This is a genomic window from Paenibacillus sp. JT31N17 (genome assembly GCF_056269255.1).
In genome coordinates, this window is record NZ_JBWDNP010000001.1 from 1,447,401 (window position 1) to 1,467,426 (window position 20,026).

General features: G+C 51.1%; 3 protein-coding genes. All 3 read left to right on the plus strand.

Features of this window, described 5'->3' with window-relative positions; translation table 11 throughout:
* Positions 1-9 precede the first annotated feature (9 nt).
* The 3 genes from AC0YOB_RS06100 to AC0YOB_RS06110 are packed head-to-tail and all read left to right on the plus strand — an operon-like array spanning position 10 to position 20,021.
* The gene (locus tag AC0YOB_RS06100; protein ID WP_475792002.1) at positions 10-4,545 is read left to right on the plus strand and encodes an amino acid adenylation domain-containing protein; all 4,536 of its coding nucleotides are present in this window, start codon (positions 10-12) and stop codon (positions 4,543-4,545) included.
* Positions 4,546-4,581: 36 nt separating this feature from the next.
* Positions 4,582-7,737, plus strand: coding sequence for a cyclic peptide export ABC transporter (locus AC0YOB_RS06105; protein ID WP_475792003.1), 3,156 nt, complete (start codon positions 4,582-4,584; stop codon positions 7,735-7,737).
* Between the two features lie 14 nt (positions 7,738-7,751).
* On the plus strand, positions 7,752-20,021 hold the full coding sequence (locus AC0YOB_RS06110) for an amino acid adenylation domain-containing protein (RefSeq protein WP_475792004.1): 12,270 nt from the start codon (positions 7,752-7,754) through the stop codon (positions 20,019-20,021).
* Positions 20,022-20,026 lie beyond the last annotated feature (5 nt).

Sequence of the window (20,026 nt, forward strand, 5' to 3'; positions counted from 1 at the left end):
GATTCGGAGGTGCGGCAGTTGACAAGCAAAGACATCTTGCATCGTACGGAATATTATAATCTTACACATCCTCAAAAAAGAATATGGTATATGGAAAATATCAACCCTGGCCAATCGATGCATAATATCGGCGGCACAGTAAGAATAAAAGGAAAGGCGGATTTCGCTTTACTGGAGGAAGCGATCCGCTCGTTTGTAAAATCGAATGAGGGCATCCGGCTTCGTCTTACGGAGTCGGAGGGTGATGTCCGGCAATATATAAGCGATGATTCAAGTTTTCTTATCGACTTTTTCGACTTCAGTGCACACCCGAATCCGGAAGAACCATTTACCGTCTGGGTTCGTCAGGAAGCGTCGGCGCACATGCCGATCTACGATAACGCCTTGTTTTATTTCGCTTTATTGAAATTGGGAGACCGCGACAACGGTTATTTCGTCAAGGCGCATCATCTGGTTGCGGACGGATGGTCGATGAATCTTCTGACCGAACAGATTTGCGGCGCTTATTCAAGGCTCTTAAAAGGCGAGGAGGCAACCAGCCGACACGGAAATTCCTATCTCTCTTACATCGAACAGGAGCAAACGTATTTGGCGGGCGCGCGGCTGCTGAAAAACAGGAAATTCTGGAACGACAAATTCTCGGCGCTGCCGGAGCCGGCAGAAAATGCCGGTTTGGAATGCGGCGCAGGAAACCGCAAAACATTTTCGCTGCGAAGCGGGCAAACCGAACGTATCAAACAATTCGCCGCCGATCATAATATTTCGCTGTATAGCTTCTTCGTCGCCTTGTATCTCATCTATCTTCATAAGCTGTCCAGGCGGGATGATCTCGTTGTCGGACTGCCGCTGCTGAATCGGGCGGGTAAACAAGAGAAGAGCATCGTGGGGATGTTTACGAGCACGATGCCGTTTCGCTTTCGTATGGATGCCGAAGTGCCGGCAAGTCAATTAATCGGGGACATGAACCGCGAGTTGACGCAATGCTATTATCACCAGAGGTATCCGTTCGATCTCCTGGTGCAGGATTTGGAATTGAACAAGAAGGGCTACGGCCCTTTATTCCATTCCTCTGTCAATTATTATAACACCCGTTTGATGAACGATCTTGACGGCATTCCAATCCAAAATGAAGAATTTTACAGCGGGGAGCAGCTGTATTCGTTCCAGCTGATCATCCGGGAATGGTCCGGCTCGGGAGAGCTCCAGCTGGATATGGACTATAAGCTGCAGGATTATACGGAAGAAAGGATCCAGCAGACATACCATAGTCTGCTTCATCTGGCCGATCAAATCGTACAGTTTCCCGACCGAAAGCTACGCGGGCTCAACCTTGTAGCTGAAGATGATTGGCATAGACGGATGTACGAATTCAACGCTACCGAATTCGATTATCCGAAAGAGCAGACGATTCACCGGCTGTTCGCGGAACAGGCGGCAAGAACGCCGGATCGGATCGCGCTCCGTCTGAATAATCAAACCTTAACCTATCGGGGATTAAATGAAAAATCGAATCAATTGGCAAGATTTCTTCTCGGGAGAGGCGTAAAAAGAGGAGTCATCGTCGGGCTGTCAACGAAACACTCGATGGAAACGATCATCGGAATTCTCGCAATTCTCAAAGCGGGAGGCGCTTATTTGCCCGTCGATCCCGATTTGCCGCCGGACCGGATTCATTATATGCTGCAGGATTCGGGGACTTCCATCCTGTTGACCGATGATGAGATGCTTCGTACATCGAACCTTTCCCGTTTCGAAGGGGAAGTCATTCAGCTGAATTCGGCAAGCCTGTATACAGGGGAGGCCTCCGACCTTGGGGACCTTAGCGGGCCGTCCGATCTGGTCTATATCATATATACGTCAGGTTCTACCGGATTGCCGAAGGGCGCCATGATCGAGCATCGCGGACTGGTGAATTATATCTGTTGGGCAAAGCGGGTATATGCGGATTCCGGTGAGACTGACGTGTTCGCATTCTATTCTTCCTTGACTTTCGATCTGACGGTCACCTCGATATTCACGCCGCTCATCGGCGGCGGCCAGATTGCCATTTATCCCGCCGATGACAATGAGTATGCGCTTTATAAAATAGTCCGGGAATCTATAGCAACCATTGTAAAACTGACACCCTCCCATCTCTCCCTATTAAAGGATACCGTTTCCGGGACGGGTTCGATCCGAACCTTTATCGTCGGAGGCGAAGATTTAAAGACAAGCCTCGCAAGCAGCATTCTCGACCGTTTCGGCAGTCATATCACGATCTACAACGAATACGGTCCGACGGAGACGGTCGTGGGATGTATGATCCACCGGTTCGATGCCGGGAAGGATCAAGGAATCTCGGTTCCAATCGGCATCCCTGCCCAAAATATGAAAATATATATATTGGATCCGGAGCTCAATCCGGTGCCGGATGGTGAAACCGGAGAGCTGTACATCTCCGGAGACGGAGTCGCGCGGGGTTACCTGAACAGGCCGGAGCTGACGAAAGAGAGATTTATCGATAATCCTTTCGTTCAGGGAAAGCGGATGTATAAAACGGGCGACTTGGCCAGATTTATAGATGGAAGCAGGATCGAATACGCGGGAAGAACGGACAGTCAAGTGAAAATACGCGGACACCGCATCGAGCTGGGCGAGATCGAGCATTGTATGACCCAACATCCAGGCGTAAAAGAAGCCGTTGCCATGGACCGCGAGGATCGCAGCGGCGGCCGGTATCTCTGTGTCTATTACACCGCGCAAAAAGAGATTCCCGCACCGGGGCTGGCGAATTTCTTGAAAGAGCATATGCCGGAATATATGATTCCCGCTTATTTTATGGCGTTAGACGCCATCCCTTTGACAATTAACGGAAAAGTCGATAAAGCTGCTTTACCCGAGCCTGCACCAGCAAGGAACGAGCCGGCCGCCCGCGAAGCAGCAAACGTGATGGAACGGTTGCTAATCGATACCGTCGGACATGTTCTGAATGCAGAAGATGCGAGCCTGAAGGATAATTTCTATTATTTGGGCGGGGATTCCATCAAAGCGATCCAGATCGCCTCGAAGCTTGGGAGCGGGGGGTACAGAATCAAAGTAAAGGATATATTGGCTCACCCTGTAATCGAAGACATGGCATTATATATGGAAACCATTGGGGGAGGGGCGGCCGGAGAAGACAGCCCTTGCGAAGGCGTGATCAAGCCGCTTCCTTCGACATCATGGCTTTTCTCGCAGCGTTTGCCGGACATGAACCATTACACGCAATCGGTGCTGCTCAAATTAAAAGGCCGGCTGTATCCCGATAAACTGGAAACGGCGCTGAATATGATCATCCGCCATCACGATGCCTTCAGAATCAACTATGTTGCCCGGACGGGGGAGCTGATCTATAACGATTCCCTTCTCTCGGAACAATGCGAAATCCGGATTGTCGATTTGTCGGGATATCCGGTTTCCGAACAGCCTGCTCAAATCTCGGGGATCGGGGAGAAGCTGAAAGCAAGCTTTGACATTGAAAATGGAGTTTTGATCAAGGCTTGCATTTTTCATCTTGGCGGTCAGGACACCAGGCTGCTCATGACCGCTCATCATCTGGCTGTCGACGGGATATCCTGGAGAATTATCTTCGAGGATATGAGCCAAGTGTACGAACAATTGCTGCATAACAAGGTTGCCGTACTCCCGCCAAAAACATGTTCGGTGCAGGACTGGGCCACCCAATTGGAGCAGTTTGGCCGGGGTCCTGCGAGAAGAAGCCTGCCTTTCTGGAATGAGCAGGTTGTTGGAACCGGCACGGAAACGTGGAGCGATTTTGACCTGGGTGCGGATGCTATGGAAAACTGCGAAACGGTAGAATACCGGTTGGCGGAGGATGAAACACAACGGCTGCTGTTCAAGGCAAACGACGCCTACAGGACAAAAGGCGATGAATTGATGCTCATCGCGTTAGCGCTGGTGATGAGGGATTATACGAAAACCGGCGACGTGTTGGTTGAAATCGAGAGACATGGGCGCGAGGAGATCGCGGACCATATCGACATATCAAGAACGGTAGGCTGGTTTACGAGTTTATATCCGGTCAGACTGGCAGTCCCGCATACGGATCTGTCATCGCAAATCAAGCTGTTGAAGGATCAATTGCGGGGGATCCCGAACAATGGACTTTGTCATGGTGTCTTGAAATATATAACCGGCGAATTGGACGGCGATCCGGGGAAAAATGTGCGGTTTAATTATTTGGGCGATTTTAACGCTTCATTTACGAGCGGAATATTCGAATATGCGGAGGAGCCTGCCGGCAGAGACTGCAGCGGCCGCAATGAAATGTCTTGCCTGCTGGATATCGTCGCTTATTCGGTGAATAACAGGCTGAAACTTTCGATAACCTACAGCCGCAACAAGTTTAGACCGGAGACGGCAGAGCGATTTGCCCGCTCCTATATGGATCGGTTGAGAGAGGTCATCGATCATTGCAGCGGCAGGGACCACAGCGAATTTACGCCTGCCGATTTTGAAACGGCAGACCTCTCGAGCGACGAGCTCGAACATCTTTTTAACGATTGAAATCATGCCGAACCGATTCTCGAAGTGGAGAGGACCATGCCTAAAATGCAAACAAGATCCATATGGATGATCCTTGTCGTATTCCTGCTGGTTCCAACCATAGCCGGACCCGCCGCTGCCGCGGCGAATGAAAGCGCGGCAGCGGAATTGCCGGACGGCTATGAACGCCAGCTGGACTCATGGATTCAGAAGCAAAAAAAAGAGGGGAAAATTCCCGGCTTGTCGGTCGTCGTTGTCAAGGACGATCAACCTGTTTATAAAAAAAGCTTCGGCTATTCCAATCGGGAGACGAAGCAGTCCGTAACCGAACAAACCTTGTTCGAAATCGGGTCAAACAGCAAGGCGTTTACGGCTCTGGCTGTCTATCAGCTTGCCGGAGAAGGCGTCATCGATTTGAATGAGCCGGTCAGCACATATTTGCCCTGGTTCCAAATGAAGTATAAGGGCGAGCACGATGGGCAGCTCATCGACGGTGTGGTCGATATCACGTTGGAACAGCTGCTGCACCACAGCAGCGGAATCCCGTTCGAGACGATCAAGGACATTCCCGTGACGGACGATGAAGATGCGCTTGAACAAACGGTGAGAACGTTGCTGAATCACCCTCTTGCGTCCTACCCGGGAGAACAATTTGAATACGCGACGATCAATTACGATATTTTGGGCCTGATTATTCAGGAAGTGACGGACCAATCGTTTGAACAATATGCGGACAGCCATATCCTGAAGCCTTTTGGGCTCGATCATACGTATCTGTTCAGGCAGGAGGCCGCATCGCAAGACATGGCCGAGGGCTACAAGCTCGGATTCTTGAGACCTGTCCAGTATGATGCTCCGATGTACCGCGGCAATACGCCGGCCGGATATTTCATCTCCAATGCGGAGGATATGGAAAAGTGGCTGAGGATCCAGATGGGCGCATCCGCGCTGGAACAGGCCGACCAGGACACGGTTCAAAGAACGCATGAGCCGAACCGCTCCGTTGCTCCCTCTTCGGACGGATCGTCCTATGCGGGGGGATGGGAGGTATACCAGAGCGGGGAAGGTGAAATCTCCCATGACGGAAGCAATCCGAACTTTTCCTCCTTCCTCGTATTTCGTCCCCATGAGGGTCTGGGCGTTGCCGTACTGGCCAATTTGAACTCGTCTTATACAAGCGTCATGGGTCAAGGCATCATGGATATCCTTCAAGGAAAGAAACCGGCGGACAACGCGCAGGATATGTATAAAAGCCTCGATGTTTTTGCTTTTTTCGTCACCCTGCTGATGCTCCCGCTGATAGTTGTTACACTGTATTTTATTGTTCTGTCCGCAGCCCGGATTTCCAAGAAAAAAAGAAGGCTGGAGAAGCATGCAGCCAGGCGTATAGGGATTCCGCTGGCTTCGCTCGCATTTATCCTGGTATCGGGATATTGCCTATATCAAATTCCCGATGTATTATTTTCCGGGCTTTCCTGGGATTTCGTCAAGGTGTGGGCGCCTGCGAGCTTGATTATTGCGATTGGCGCGGTCATGGCCGCCATCATCCTTTTCTGCATATACCTGACGCTGGTATCCGTTTTTCCGGAACGCAGGGACAGGAATTTTTTTCCCCTCATCCTATTGAGCATCGCCAGCGGCTTCGGCAATGCGATGATCATCTTCATCGTCAATGAAGCGTTAAACCGGACGGAGAATTCCGGAAGCGGACTGTTTTTATATTTTGCACTGGGCATTGTCATTTACGTGATGGGACAGAAGTTCGTGCGGACCAGGCTCATCACGCTTACGAATAATTTGATCGCTGATAAAAGGATCGAGCTGCTGGACAAAATTTTGAATACCCCCTATGAGAAAATCGAGCGTCTCGAGAGCGAAAAGATTCAAACCACGTTAAATAATGATACAGAAGCCATCAGCAACCACGCGGCTACTCTTATTACCGGGCTGACGGATTCGATAACGCTGCTGTGCTGTCTGGTCTATCTGGGAATTCTGAATGTCTACGGATTGCTGATTTCCATTGCCGTCATGCTCGCCGCGGCAGGCTTATATTATGTGGCAGGAAGGTCGGCCAATAAGCTGTGGGAGCAAACGAGAAACATTCAAAATACCTTCTTCCGATATATCAACGATCTTACCGGAGGCTATAAGGAACTCAGGCTGGGGGCGTCTAAACGGGAGCATTTCAGAGCGGATATGCAGGAAAGCATCGGCGATTACAAGGACAAGCGGATCCGGGGCGGGCTGAAGTTCGCCAATGTATTTATTATCGGCGAATTGTTGTTCACGCTTGTGATCGGGGCGGTCACGTTCTTGTTTCCCATTCTGTTCGAGCAGGTGCAGAGCCATTCTCTGCGAAACTATGTGTTCGTATTCCTCTACATGACAGGGCCGGTCAACAGCATTCTTAATGCGATTCCGCATGCCGTACAGCTGCGGATCAGCTGGAAGCGGATCAAAGCGTTTATCGCGCATTTGACGGAGATTGAAGCCGGCAAGGAGAAGACAGAAAAAGAGGTTGGGCAATCCGGCGGCTTGCAAATTGAACTGAAGGACGTGGAATACGAATACCGCGGCGAGAATGGCGAGTCCTTTCGGGTCGGACCGATCGACTGCAAATTTCATTCCGGCGAGATCGTTTTTATTACAGGAGGGAACGGAAGCGGCAAATCAACGCTTGCGAAACTGATTACAGGATTGTACGCGTGCGAGAAGGGTGAAATATTCGTCAACAACCAAGTCATCGGCCAGGAGGAGCTGGGGGAACTCTACTCTGCCATTTTCAGCGACTACTACCTGTTCACCAAAATATACGGCATCGATTGCGCGTCCAAAGAGGATGAGATCGATACCTATTTGAAACTGCTGCGCATCGACGAGAAGCTGCAAATTCAAGACGGGGAGTTCAGTACGACGAAGCTTTCGACAGGTCAAAGAAAGCGACTGGCATTATTAATCAACTATCTGGAGGACAAGCCGATCTGCCTGTTTGACGAGTGGGCGGCCGACCAGGATCCGGAGTTCAGACAATTCTTCTATACGGAATTATTGCCGCAGTTCAAATCCAAAGGGAAGTGCGTCATTGCCATTACCCACGACGACCGTTATTTTCATATGGCAGACAAGCTGATCAAGATGGAAAGAGGAGAAATCGTAGAAGAACTACAAATGAACCATACTCTTGCAGGTTCTGCTGCACAAGCGAGATAGGAGGAGCTTACGTTATGGCGAAACTGGATCGACAGCATGTCGAAGACATCGTTGGATTAACCCCGATGCAGGAAGGAATCTTGTTTCATTACTTAAAAGATCCCCTGAGCGACGAGTATTTCGAGCAGCTGTGTCTGGAAATTTCGGGCAAGGTGAATGAGGCGCATTTTGCGGAAGCATGGGAGAGCGTCATCCAAACCAATGAAATGCTGCGTACGCTGTTTCGTTGGGAAAACGTCAAAGCCCCTGTACAAATCATTTTGAAACAGCATCCCTTGCAGCTGGAGCTCCACAACCTCCAGGATCGGAATGAGGACGACAAGCGCTTGCAGCTCGATGACATCAAAACAAAGGACAGGGAGAAGAAGTTTGATCTCCGGAAGGTCCCGTTCAGGATCGCGTTATGCCGGCTGGAGGAAGAGAAGCATGAAATGATCCTAAGCAGCCATCATATTTTATTTGACGGCTGGAGCAGCGGACTCCTGTTAAAACAATTTATGGAAGCATACCGGGGGTTAAGCCGCTCGGAGAACGTCGTACGCCCGAATAAGAAAAGGTATAAGGATTTTGTCAAAATCATTCAAAATCAGGATAAAGAGCAGCAAAAGCGGTTTTGGCAGGGTGTATTTGATGGGTTTGACTCGCAAACAAGGCTGACATCCGAAATCATCAAGCGCCCCGAAGAACGGAGAGACGTTCATCATCGTATCCGATTTTCGAAAGACGAGCTGGAGCGGTTTGCAAGACAAAATGAAGTGACGCTGGCCTCTCTGATCTACGGCGTCTGGGGAATCGTACTGCAAAAAAATGTGAATGAAGACGATATCGTGTTCGGCACGACCGTATCCGGAAGATCCGCATGGTTTCAGGGCATTGAGGAGATTGTCGGGCTGTTCATCAATACGATCCCGCTCCGGGTAACCCGCACTCCGGATGAGTCGGCCATAGATCTGATAAGAAAGGTGCACCTGTCATTACAGAGCAGGGATGAGCATGAGCACACCCCTCTCGCGGATATCAAACGATACAGCGGATTAGATGGCCAGGCAGAGCTGTTCGATACGATCGTCGTTTTTGAAAATTATCCTTTGGACCGGACCGTCACGAGCAAACAAGGCGAAATTGCCTTCAGCTCGTACTCCGCGTTTGAAATGACGAATTATGATTTAACGATAAGCGTGACCATTGATGACGATATTGAGGTTTGCTTCAGCTGCAATGAACAGGTACTCGGCTCGTCTTCGGTCATCAGGCTGGCGGAGCATTTTGCCGCAATTATGAAGGATGTGATCCGGACACCCGGCAAAAGGGTGGACCAAATTGAAATCATATCCGCCGAAGAGAGAAAGCGAATCCTGTACGAATTCAACAATACCCGGACAGCTTTCCCGGATCATGCGGCGGTCAGCCGCTTGTTCGAACGGCAGGCGGTAAGAACGCCTGACCATATCGCTGTCGTGTGCGACGGGAGAACGGTCACGTATCAAGAGCTGGATGCGATGTCGAACAGCATGGCGCATGAGTTGACCGGCAGAGGCGTTAGGTTCGGGGAAATCGTCGCTATCATGGCAGAACGGTCGGTCGAAATGATTGCCGGCATTATCGCCGTGCTGAAAGCGGGAGCCGCGTACCTGCCGGTGGATCCGGCATTTCCCGAATCGCGGAAGAGGTATATGCTGCAGGATAGCGGCGCCAGGCTGCTGCTTGCCCATCAAGAGCCGCTCGATAAAAGCGGCCGCTTGGCAGCGGATCTTCCGGCCGAATGCATCGTGCTGCTGGACGATCAACGGTTATATTCAGGCCAGACATTCAGCCCGGTTAGAGATCCGGACCCGGATGGACTGTTCGCCGTATTTTATACGTCCGGAACGACAGGGAAGCCAAAGGGCGTCATGGTGGAGAACAAAAGCGTCGTCAGCCATATCCAGTGGTTTGCCGGAACGTATGGGATAGATAGCACTACGAATGTCCTGCAAATGACGAATTATATATTCGATCCCAGCATACAAGAATTTTTCGGAACCCTGCTTCATGGAGCTGCAATGCATATCGCAGGGCAAAACGTAATTCTGGACCGCGAGCAGTTTTGCGATTATGTGGACCGGCATCAAATCCACATTATTAACCTGATCCCGACGTTATTGAAACAATTAATGAGCAGCAAGCGGAAATTAAACAGTTTGCGCATCATCATATCAGGCGGCGAAAGGCTTGACGATTCGTTAAAGGATGAGCTGGTCGGAAATGGCTATGTGCTGTATAACAACTACGGGCCAACGGAAACGACAGTAGACGCCTTATCTTCGTTATGCTCGGCAGGCAAAGTAACGCTTGGCAAACCGATTGCCAATGCGCGATGCTATATTCTTGACCGTGACCGTAATCTTGCCCCGATCGGCATTGCCGGCGAGCTGTATATCGCCGGAGCCGGGGTGGCCAGAGGGTATTTGAACATGCCTGAGCTTACGGCCGAGAAATTCATGAATGATCCGTTCATGCCGGATGAAAGAATGTACCGAACAGGCGATATAGGACGATGGCTTCCTGACGGGGAAGTGGAATTGATCGGAAGAGCGGACCACCAGGTGAAGATCAGAGGCCACCGGATTGAGCTTGGTGAAATTCAGAACCGGTTGCTGCAGCATGATCAAATTCGGGATGCCGTCGTGATCGATCTGGACAATCATGAGGGTAAAAAAACGATTTGCGCTTATATAGTCGCAAATATCCCATTGGAGACCAGGCATCTGAGGGAATTCCTGTCGGCGGAATTGCCGGATTATATGGTGCCTTCCAGCTTTGTCAGACTGGAAAAATTGCCGCTGACATCCATAGGGAAAATTGACCGGAAGGCTTTGCCTGCTCCCGCAGCGATTACCGGAAATGAGTTTGCGGCTCCCCGCAGCAAAACAGAGGAAGTGCTGGCAGACATATGGACTTCCGTGCTGGGAATCGATAAGGGCGCAGTCGGCATTAACGATAATTTTTTCGAATTGGGCGGGGATTCCATTCTGAGCATTCAGATTGCCGGGAAAGCGATGCAAGCGGGGATTCCGATCACGGTAAGCCAAATCTTTCAGCACCAGACGATCGCCGAGCTCGCAAACGAGGCTGAACAACTGGAGGTCAGGGCAGAAAAGGCGGCAGAAACGCCGGAGACGGGAGAAGTTCCGCTTACGCCTATTCAGATGTGGTTTTTTGAGCAGAATTTGGAAAATGTACATCATTGGAATCAAGCGCTGCTGCTTGAAACCCGCCCCGGTATGAATCCTGAATGGTTGAAGCAGAGCTTTCAGAACCTGGTCCGTGCTCATGACAGCTTCCGGCTTCGGTTTCTGAAACGCGGCGGGGAGTGGATCCAGACTTATTCGGATGCGGAGGGCGAAGGATCGTTTGAAATATTTGAGATGTCCGGTATTTCACCATGGCAGCGCGAAGAAAAAATGAAGGAGACCTGTTCCCTGCTTCAGCGCAGCTTGAACATTACGGAAGGACCGTTGATCAGAGCGGCATATTTCCAGTTTGGGAAAGAAAACAGCGGGAGATTGTTTATCACCGCACATCATCTTGTTGTGGATGGTTACTCGTGGCGTGTGATAACCCAGGACCTTCAGGATGGCTGTAAACAGCTTGAAAAGGGTGAGTCTGTGAAGCTGCTCCCGGGCAGTCTCTCCTTTAAGAAGTGGTCGGCGCATATACGCGAATACGCGAAATCGGACAAATTAAAGGGTGAACAGTCTTATTGGCAAAGCGTTATCCCATCTTCCATAAATCCGATACCTAGCGATCTGGACCATGGACTCAATACGGAGGAGGCCGCCGATACGATATCCGTTACTCTGTCGAAGGAAGAAACGGACAGCCTGCTGCATGATATTCACGTACCGTTCCGGACTCGAATAGACGATATTCTGCTTGCCGCGCTTTCCTGCACGTTAAGGGACTGGTCCGGGGCGGCGCTTATCGATCTGGAGGGCCATGGCAGAGAGAAGCTGCTGGAGGAGCATGATGTTTCCCGGACCGTCGGCTGGTTCACCTCGGTATATCCGATCGTCCTGGGAGATACAGTCGGAGATGCGGAATCCGGCGAAATGCTTGGCAGTCTGATCAAGCAGGTGAAGGAACGGTATCGGAGCATCCCTGGGGGGGGAATCGGGTATGAAATTTTATATTATCTGGCGGAGGACGGCATCCGCGAGACGATCGCATCCAAGCCGAGGGCGCAAATCAGCTTCAACTATTTGGGACAGTTCGACCAGGTATTGAAGAAGAGCGGATTATTTAAGTTGGCTGACGTAAATACGGGAAATGCCCGGGATTTGAAGGGAATCCGGAGCCATTTGATTGATATCGACGCGATGATTGCAGGCGGTGTGCTGACCATCGACTGGAAGTATGGCACACGTATTCATCTGCCGGAGACCATCCGGCAGCTGGCGGAGGATCTTGTTCGCCATTTGAGGAGCATCATCTTGATCTGCAAGGCGGAGCAAACGCGTCAATTTACGCCGTCGGATTTCCCTCTTGCGCCGGTTGGACAAAACAAGCTGGATGAATGGGCTGGGCAGTACCGGAATGTGGAAGACATTTATACGCTCTCGCCCGTGCAGCAAAGCATGATTTTTCACCATGTGTATTCTCCGGGTTCATCCGTGACGGTGGAGCAAACCATATACTCGATTCATACCGGATTGAATATCGGGGCCTTTGAGAAGGTATGGCAAACGGTCCTGAACCGGCATGAAAGCCTGAGGGCTTCCTACCATTGGGAGGGATTAGAGGAGCCCGTACAGATTATCCATCATGACATCAATATTCCATTTGAAGTCCTGGATTGGACGGGCGTTCCGGAATCCGGGAGACGTACCAGAATGGAACGGCTTATCGAAGAAGACCGCAGAAGAGGATTTGATCTTTCCAAGCCGCCGCTTATGAGAATTCTGGTGGTGCAATGGGAGAAGTCCGCCTATGAGGTGATATGGACGCATCATCATCTTCAGCTTGACGGATGGTGCATCGGCATTCTTCTGAGCGAGATCGGAACGTTGTATGAGGCTTATTCCTCCGGTCTTGAACCCGCAATGAACGAGGCGCTGCCATTCAAGGAATATATCAAATGGTACCGCGCACAAAATTTGGAGCAGGCCGAGCACTATTGGAAGCGGACGTTAAAGGGATTTAAAACGCCTATACATTTTGCCGGCCTTTTTCCCGCAGCTGCCAAGATCGCAGCAGAACAGACGCCGGCATTCGGCAAAGCCGTGTATGAGGTACAGCCGGCTATGCAGGAAGCTCTGCGGGATTTTTCCAGGAAGCACCGGCTCACATTAAATACGATCATACAGGGAGCTTGGGCGATTCTATTAAACCGCTACTCCGGGGAGAAAGATATTGTATTTGGCGCCACGTCGTCGGGACGTCCGACTGAGCTGGCCGGTTCGGCTTCCATCATCGGCTGCTTCATGAATACACTGCCTTTTCGTGTATTCGCGGATGCGGGTTATGAAACGATCCCCTGGCTGCAGGACATACAGCGGAGCAGCGTTGAAATGCGTCAATTCGAATACACGCCTCTGTCCGATATTCGCAGCTGGAGCGATGTGCCGAGGAATTCAGCCTTATATGATCTGTATGAAAGCATCGTCATCATCGAAAATTATCCCTTCGACATAACGCTGAAGGACGGTCTGGGCTCCTTGAAGGTGCAATCCATGAGGGTAGAGGAGCAGATGGATTATCCTCTGACTGTTTATTGCAATTTGCAGCCTGAGCTGCATTTCAATCTCTTATTTGATTATCGTTATCTGGCAGACGACACGGCACATCGGATGCTCGGGCATTTAATCAACATAATCCAGGGATTACTGGAAGGCGAAGGCCGCACGACTGGCGAGATTTCAATGTTATCCGGTGACGAGCTGTGGCAGATTACCGGCGGCAGCGATGTCTCCATGAATGTTCCCAAAGATCAAAGCTTCAATGACCTGTTCGAAGCCCAGGTGAAGCTGCGTCCCGGCCATACGGCGGTTATATGCGAGGATGAGCGGCTGACATACGTCGAGCTGGACATCCTCTCGAACCGGCTGGCTCATAAGCTTATCAAATGGGGTATCGGGCCGGAAGTGCCGGTAGGGTTGTTCGTGGAAAGATCGATCAATCTGGTCGTAGGAATCATGGGTATTTTGAAGGCGGGCGGCGCCTTTCTTCCCATTGATGCCGATTATCCGGGCGAGAGAGTCGACTTGATGCTGGAAGATGCCCGGGTGCCTGTCCTGCTTACCGAATCAAGCCTTGAAGCGAAGGTCCGCAACCCTGAGGGTCGTACCGTATGCCTGGATAGGGAATGGGACGCTTTGCTGCAGGAACCGGCAGATAAGCCGGCTTCCGGGGTGGGTCCCGGGAATCTGGCCTATGTCATCTATACTTCCGGCTCAACCGGAAGGCCTAAGGGCGTCATGATGCCGCATGAAGCGGTTGTAAGCCACTCTATAGATTTGATCGGTCGTTACCGGCTCACTCCGGAGGACCGTGTCCTCCAGTTTTCTTCAATCGGTTTTGATATTTCGCTTGAACAGGTTCTAACGACATTGGCAGCGGGCGCCGCTCTGGTGCTGCGGGACAACAGGATGTGGACACCGCGGCAGTTTTCGCAAAAATGCAAGGAGTATGGGCTTACGGTTACGAATCTCCCGACCTCCTACTGGAACGAAGTTGTACAGCAGTGGCATATTGAGCCTGACACGGTTCCGGGCGGCGGGCTCAGGCTTGTCATCGTCGGCGGGGAACGGATGCTTCCGGAGAAGGTCGCACTTTGGGAGAAACTCCCGCTCACTAATATTCTTCTTCTCAATGCCTACGGACCTGCGGAGACAGCGATGACCAGCACGCTGTACCCCGTTTCCGGAGAGGGCAGCAAGAGTGCGGATTTGACATGCATTCCCGTCGGCAAGCCTCTTGCAAATCGGCGCATTTACATTGTTGACGAAGACATGCGGCTGCTTCCGGTGGGAGTTAAAGGCGAAATAGGTATCGGCGGCATTCCGCTGGCCCGGGGTTACTTGAATAAACCGGAGCTCACGAATGAAAAGTTTATAAAAGACCCGTTCTTCGACGGTTACGGCGACCGTCTTTACCTTACGGGAGATCTGGGCAGGCGGCTTGGCGACGGTAATATCGAGGTGCTGGGGCGGAAGGATGAGCAAACCAAAATCCGCGGACATCGCATCGACATCGGCGAGATCGAAAGTATATTGAACCGCTGCAGCCTCGTAAAAGATGCCGTAGTCGTTGTGAAATCGCGGGCTACGACAGAGCATGATCTTGCTGCGTTCTATGTGGCTTCCGATCCGATGACGAACGAGCCGTCGGGCATAAGAGAATTTCTGAACCATTTGCTCCCGGCTTATATGATCCCCGCGTATTTCATTCCGATGGATCGGCTTCCGCTGAATCCAAACGGGAAAATCGACCGCAAGGCGCTCGCGGGTATGGAAATCGTGATGAACCCTATGGCGGAATATGAGGCTCCGGCCAATAATATCCAGACCAGGCTTGTATCCATTTGGGAAAAAATATTGGGAACCGGCACTGTGGGAATCAATCATCATTTTTTCGAGATCGGCGGCCAATCCCTAAAGGCGATTACGCTGATTTCCGAAATCCACCGCGAGTTTGAAGTGGAGCTTCCACTGGTCCACGTATTCGAAGCTCCTACAATCAAACAGCTTTCAGTGCTGATCGAAGAAACGATGGACAAGAACGCGTATCTGTCGATCGGGCCGGCAGCTGAGAAGGCGCGCTATGAGGTGTCGGCTGCCCAGAGAAGGCTGTTTATCGTAAGCCGTCTGGCTGGTGCAAGCACCAATTATAATATTCCGGGAGCAGTGCTGCTGAGTGGCCGGATCGATGTGCCGCGGCTGGAACGGGCGTTCAAAGCCCTGGTCAGGCGGCATGAAATGCTGCGAACCTCCTTTATGGAGGAAGAGGGACGAATCTACCAAATCGTGCATCGGAATGCGCCATTGGAGATCCGGCATCTGCACGCCGAAGAAAGCAGTCTTGAACGGCTGCTTGAACAATTTATACTACCATTCGAGCTGGAACAGGCGCCATTATTTCGAGCCGCGATTGTCGAAGTGTCTGCCTCCAAATCTCTGCTTATGTATGATATGCATCATATGATATCGGATGGACAGTCAATCGCCATTCTGATCCGGGAGTTTGTCCGCTTGTACGAAGGGGAAACCCTGCCGGAGCCAAGAATCCAGTATAAAGACTTTTCCGAATGGCAAAATCAGCGGCTGGTTTCCGATAGGATGAAAAAGCAGGAGGACTACTGGCTCCGCACATTCCCATCGGAAATTCCGCTGCTGGATTTGCCGACCGATCGGCCCAGACCGGACACGCGGATATTCGAGGGTGATCAGCTTGAATTTGAATTGAACCATTCCTTGACCTCGGAATTGAATCGAATCGCCCGCGGGCAAGGCGTTACGCTGTATGCCGTGCTGCTGGCAGCCTTTAATGTTCTATTGCTTAAGTACACCGGGCAGGAAGATATCGTAGTGGGAAGTCCCGTGGCGGGGAGGCGGCATGCCGAGTTGGAACATATCGTCGGGATGTTCGTCAATACGCTTGCGGTGCGTAATTTCCCTGATCCCGGCAAAACGTTGGAGGCCTTCGTGAAGGAAGTGGCGGAGCGATCGCTCGAGGCGCTCGAAAATCAGGAGTACCCGTTCGAAATGCTGGTTGAGAAGCTTCAGCCCGCAAGGGATCTGAACCGTCATCCTTTGTTTGATGTGATGTTTGCTTTTGAGAATGTGGATATGGCCAAGGCGCAGGTGGACGATTTTGAAATTATTCCATTCGAATATAATAGTCACACGGCCAAATTCGATCTGGAGCTGAAAGTGACCGAGCGCGAAGGCGGTCTCCGCTTTGTTTTGGAATACAGCACAAGTCTGTTCAATCAGGAAACGATCGTCAGGATGGCCGGACACCTGGTCAGGATTCTTGAAATCATTGCGGAAGACAGGACAGTTCCTCTGGGAGAAATCGATCTCCTATCCGCAGAAGAGAAGAAGATGCTGCTGACCGATTTCAACAGGACGAGGATGCCGTTCCCGGATCAAAAAACGATCAAGCAGCTTTTCGAGGAACAAGCCCAGAAGCATCCTCACCGTACTGCGGTTGTATCCGGCCCAAGATCAATGACCTTTAAGGAATTGAACGAGAAAGCGAATCAATTGGCCAAGCGCTTGATCGGGATGGGAGCAGGGCCGGAGACGGTAATCGGAATATTGGCGGAGCCTTCGCTCGAAATGATTATCGGAATATGGGGCGTCGTCAAGAGCGGCGCGGCTTATCTTCCCATAGATTCCGAATTTCCGGGGGAACGTATCCGTTATATGCTTGAGGACAGCGGGGCTATCGCGCTTCTCGTTCAACCGCATTTATCGGCGGCTGCCGATTATCCGGGCGAAGTCATGCCGCTTGATTATGAACGATTAGTCCCCGGCGATGCTGCGAATCCTGCGGATTATGGCACATCCAAAGATCCGGTATATATCATTTATACATCCGGCACGACAGGTATTCCTAAGGGTGTTCCCGTCAAACATCGAAGCCTGGTCAACTACAGCTCGTGGTTCGCCCGAACAGCGGCGCTGGAGCCTGGCGACAGAACGATGCTGCTATCGTCCTTCGCCTTTGATTTGGGCTATACAAGCTTGTATTCTTCGCTTCTTAACGGATGTGAGCTGCATCTGGCTTCAAAGGATATGTATGTCGTTCCCGAGAAGCTGCTGGCGTATTTGACAGCTCATAGAATCAGTTATATCAAGCTCACACCTTCCTTGTTTGGCCTTATGATCAACAGTCCGTCAATCGGGGAGAACCGGAAACTTGAGGAATTGAGATTGGTAGTGCTTGGGGGAGAAGAGATCAAGCCTGCCGATATCGGCAGGTTCCACCACTTGCATCCTGGCGCGAGGGTCATCAATCATTACGGGCCTACGGAGGCGACCATCGGAGCCATAACCCATACGGTCCGTTTCGACAATCCCGATTCCTACGCGAAGAAAACCGTCATCGGAAGGCCGGTCGACAATATTAGCGTGCACCTGCTGGATTCGCGGCTGAAGCTTGTCCCCATCGGGGTTGCCGGCGAAATCTGTATTTCCGGGGAGGGATTGACCGAAGGCTATTTGAATCTAAATGAACAGAATGCCGAAAAATTCGTAGAGGCTTCATTCGGCAGCGGGACCATCAGATTGTATAAAACCGGAGACTTGGGCAGACTCACGGCTGACGGAGAGATCGAATTTCTGGGAAGAACGGACAGCCAGTTGAAAATACGCGGGTTCCGGGTGGAACCGGAGGAAGTGGCCTCGATATTGCGCCGGCATGATTCAGTGATTGATGCAGTCGTGACCGCCCGAAGGGACGGGAATTTCAACCATAGTCTGTACGCCTATCTTGTGTTGAAAGAAGGCGCAGACTCATTGGAATTAAGACAATATGCATCAAACAGGCTTCCCTACTATATGATCCCGCAACGAATGATGAAGTTGAAGCAGATTCCGTTGACGCCGAACGGCAAAATCGATTTCAAGGCTCTTCCCGAACCATCCGATGCGGCCGTCATGACGGTCGAGTACGAAATGCCGGCGGATCCGGTTGAACGCAAAATGGCTGAAATCTGGGAAAAGGTCCTCGCACAGGACAAGGTCGGCGTGCAGGATTCGTTCTTCGAACTGGGCGGTCACTCGCTTAGTGCGATGCTGCTCGCGGCTGAAATGCATAAAGCGTTCCATGTGGACATTCCGCTCCGGGAGATCTTCAGATCCCCGACAATCAGAGGGATGAGAGAATATATGAGAATGGCGCCGGTAAACATCCATTCGTCGCTGGAGCCGATAAAGACCGGTGATTATTACGAGCTTTCATCCGCTCAGAGGAGATTTTACGCGCTCCATCAGATCGAAGGAATCGGGACAAGCTACAATATGCCGAGGGCAACGCTGTTGGAAGGCGAAATCGATCCGGTGAGATTGGAGAAAGCGTTTAGTGAAATCGTGAAGAGGCATGAAGCGTTCAGGACTTCGTTTGATATCGTGGACGGCGAACCCGTGCAGCGGATACACATGCACGCGGAGGTGGACATCCGCTATACGGAATCTGGGGATGATTGGAGTTCCAATCCCGCGGATGGCTGGAGCGACGAGCTGATCCATAACATCGACGCATTTATCCGGCCTTTTGATTTAACCAAGCCACCTCTGCTCAGAGTCGGGGTTATCCGTTTGAGCCAGGATCGGCATTTGCTGTTAACCGACATGCATCATATCATTTCGGACGGGTATTCCGTCGGCATTCTGGTGCAGGAGTTCGCGAGGTTATATCAAGGCGAGCCGCTGCCGGAGATCCGTGTTCAGTATAAGGATTATGCGGCGTGGCAGAATCGGTTTTTGGGGACGGAGGCGGCAAGACGGCAGGAGGAATATTGGTCGGATATGCTTTCCGGAGACCTTCCCGTTCTGAATTTGCCCACGGATTTCCCCAGACCGGCTATGCAAAGTTTCGAAGGGGAAAGCATCATTTTTGAAACAGGGAATGCATTGAAGGAACAGTTGAGCACGCTATGTCTGGAAACAGGCGCAACGCTTTATATGGTCTTGCTGGCAGCTTACAGCACGCTATTATCCAGGTATGCCTCACAGCAGGATATTATCGTGGGATCGCCGGTGCTGGGCCGGACGCATTCGGATCTGCAAAATATTATCGGCATGTTCGTCAATACGCTTGCCATAAGAAGTCGTCCAAGAGGAGACCGCTCCTTTGCCGCGCTGCTTGCGGAGGTGAAGGAAAACCTGCTTGAAGCCTATGAACATCAGGATTATCAGTTTGATATGCTTCTGGACAAATTAAAGATCAAGAGGGATCCGGGTCGAAATCCGATATTCAGCACCATGCTGGCGCTTCAGGATAGTCCGGGCAAGGAGCATAGGATCGGGAAGATCATTTTGACTCCCGTAAATTACAGGAAGAGCAGCTCCAAGTTTGATCTATCGTTATTTGCGGAAACCGGTGAAGACCGAATCTTTTTTGAATTCGAGTATGCCAGCAAGCTGTTTGTAAGAGAAACGGTGGAGAAAATGGCAAAGGACTATTTAACCCTATTAAATATCATAAGCCGCGATCCCGAAATCAGTATAAACGCGATTGAGATTGAAGGTATAGTCGTGGATAACGCAGACATTGAAAATATAACCTTTCATTTCTAGTCGCA

What these genes read in the sequence shown, in the direction of transcription:
- AC0YOB_RS06105 (WP_475792003.1), top strand. Translation starts at nt 4,582, where the DNA reads ATGCCTAAAATGCAAACAAGATCCATATGGATGATCCTTGTCGTATTC.
- AC0YOB_RS06110 (WP_475792004.1), top strand. Translation starts at nt 7,752, where the DNA reads ATGGCGAAACTGGATCGACAGCATGTCGAAGACATCGTTGGATTAACC.